General features: G+C 71.8%; 2 protein-coding genes. One reads left to right on the top strand and one right to left on the bottom strand.

Going from position 1 to position 2,577, the window contains the following annotated elements; all coding sequences use genetic code 11:
* The first annotated feature begins 148 nt into the window (after positions 1–148).
* On the top strand, positions 149–796 hold the full coding sequence (locus EF903_RS31430) for a DUF5995 family protein (protein ID WP_125548379.1): 648 nt from the start codon (positions 149–151) through the stop codon (positions 794–796).
* 61 nt (positions 797–857) lie between these two features.
* Here EF903_RS31430 and EF903_RS31425 read toward each other — a convergent pair whose 3' ends face one another.
* Positions 858–2,555 carry an NAD(P)/FAD-dependent oxidoreductase gene (locus EF903_RS31425; protein WP_125548378.1) on the bottom strand — a complete coding sequence of 566 codons (1,698 nt, stop codon included), beginning with the start codon at positions 2,553–2,555 and terminating at the stop codon, positions 858–860.
* Positions 2,556–2,577: the final 22 nt, after the last annotated feature.

The following is a 2,577-nucleotide window of genomic DNA, read 5'->3' as shown; positions in this document are numbered from 1 at the left end:
GTGTCCTTCCCCGGTTCGGGCGAACGCGGCGCACGGGGGCGGCGGCTCCCACCCCGAACCCCCGCCCCCGTGCGCCGCGTTCGCCCGAACCGGGGAAGGACACGGCCAAGTCCCCCGCTCGCGCGCCGCTGCCTGTCACCCTCCCTCCATGGAAGCGGTGCTCGCGCGGATGCGCGCCCTGGACGAGCGGCTCCCCCCGCGGGACGGCGTCGCCGTCTTCAACCGGGTCTACCTGACGGTGACGGAGACGCTGGACGAGCGCATCCGCCGCGGGGAGTTCCCGGCGCCCCGGCAGGCGGAGACGCTGAGCGTCCGGTTCGCCGAGCGGTACCTGGCGGCTGTGGAGTCGGAGCGGGCCCCGGCCTGCTGGCGGCCTCTGCTGCAGTACCGCCGCCACCCCGGGGTGCGCCCGCTCCAGCACGCCCTGGCCGGGATCAACGCCCACATCGGCCACGACCTCGCGCTGGCGGTGGTGTCCGCGTGCCGGGCGCTGGGCTGCGAACCGCGGGCGCTGGAGGCGGACTTCGACCGGGTCGGCGACACGCTGGTCTGCCTGGAGGAGCGCATCCGGGAGGACCTGATGCCCGGGCCGGACCTGCTGGAGGTCGCCGACCCGCTGACCCACCTGCTCGGCTCGTGGAGCCTGGAGCGCGCCCGCGGCGCCGCCTGGTCGGCGGCCCGCCTGCTGTGGCGCCTGCGCCGCACCCCCGACCTCGCCGAGGAGTTCGCCGAGTCGCTGGACGCCGGCGTCGGCCTGGTCGGCCGCTGCCTGCTGACCCCGACGGGCCGGGCATGAGAACGGGCCGCCGCCGCGCTGTGCACGCGGGGGCGGCCCGTGGTCACGGGGAGCCGGGAGGTCAGTCCTCCGGCAGCTCGACCGGGGCGATCTCGTCGTAGACGTCGCCCGGGCCCGGGTTGGTGGCGTCGGTCTCGCCGCCGAGGTGGTGCATGACGCCCCAGACGGCGTTCAGGGCCGTCTGCACGGCGCCCTCGGCCCAGCCGGCCGTCCAGGAGATGTCGTCGCCGGCGAGGAAGATGCCGCGCTTGTCCTCGGGCAGGCGGTCCTGCATGAAGTGGGTGAACAGGCGGCGCTGGTAGCGGTAGTGGCCGGGCAGGTTCGCCTTGAACGCGCCCATGAAGTAGGGCTCGTTCTCCCAGGAGACCGTCACCGGGTTGCCGATGATGTGGCGGCGGATGTCGACCTTCGGGTAGATCTCGCCGAGGGACTTCAGCATGACCTCCATCCGCTCGTTCGCGGACAGCGGCAGCCACTTCAGGCTGTCGTCGCACCAGGTGTACGACAGGCAGATGACGGCCGGCTGGTCGGGGCCGTTGTCCAGCAGGTAGGTGCCGCGGGTCATGCGGTCCGTCAGCGTCATCGACATCGTGTCGCGGCCGGTCTCCTCGTCCTTGTCGAGCCAGAACGGGCGGTCGACGGGGATGAAGAGCTTGGAGGACTCCATGTAGTGCGTGCGCTCGATCGCCGTCCAGTGGTCGATCGGGAACAGCGAGTCGTCGCACGCGATCTTGGAGAGCAGCATCCAGGACTGCGCCGTGAAGATCGCGGCGCGGTAGGTGCGGATGTCGCCGGAGGCGTCGGTGACGGTGATGCGGTTGCCGGCGGTGCGGTGCAGGCGGGTCACCGCCGGGCGCGGGGTGCCGTCGTGCAGGGAGGACAGGGAGGTGCCCTGCGCCCAGTGGACGATCTTCTCCGGCTCGCGCTCCCACAGGCGCAGCGGCAGCTGCTGGGAGCCGCCGACGATGCCGCGGTGGTGGTCGTCCGCCTCGGTGTAGACGACGCGGAGGATCTCCAGGATGGAGTTCGGGAAGTCGGTGTCCCAGCCGCCGGTGCCGAAGCCGACCTGGCCGAAGATCTCGCGCTTGCGGAAGGACTTGAAGGCCTCCGACTCGCACAGGTAGCCGTAGAAGGTCTGGTTGTCGAGCTTCTCGACGAGCTTGGCCCAGATCTCCCGGATGCGCGGGACGTCCCGCTCGCGCATCGCGGTGTTCATGTCGGAGAAGTCGGCGCCCTCTTCGAGGCAGGCGTTCCACGCGTCGGCGACGTCCCGGTAGATCTGCGGGAGGTCGGCGATCGTCTCGGCGTAGTGGGTCTCGCCCTTGAGGTCGACGACCGTCGAGGGGGTGGCCTCGGCGAGCGGGTTCGGGAAGGGCTGGGTCTCCAGGCCGACGAGGTCGATGTAGTGCTGCAGGGCGGTGGAGGAGGGCGGGAAGCGCATGGCGCCCATCTCCGCGGTGAGGCCCTCGGTGCCCGGGCCCTCGAAGCCGACGGTGCGCAGGCGGCCGCCGATCTGGTCGGCCTCGTACACGACGGGCTTGAGGCCCATCTTCATCAGCTCGTAGGCCGAGATGATGCCGGACAGGCCGCCGCCGATGATCGCGACCTCGGTGCCGTGCTCGGTCGCCGGTATCTGGCCCAGGCCCGCCGGGTGGGCGAGGAAGTCGTCGTACGCGTACGGGAAGTCCGGGCCGAACATGGTGATCGGCGGCTGGCCGTCGCTGTGCGGGACGGCGGTGGTGGGCACCGTGGACGTCATGGGGTACGGCTCCTTGCAGGTG

This window comes from Streptomyces sp. WAC05292 (assembly GCF_003949955.1).
GTDB lineage: Bacteria > Actinomycetota > Actinomycetes > Streptomycetales > Streptomycetaceae > Streptomyces > Streptomyces globosus.
The sequence above is the reverse complement of the archived record's forward strand: the minus strand, read 5'-3'. Positions and strand labels throughout refer to the sequence as shown.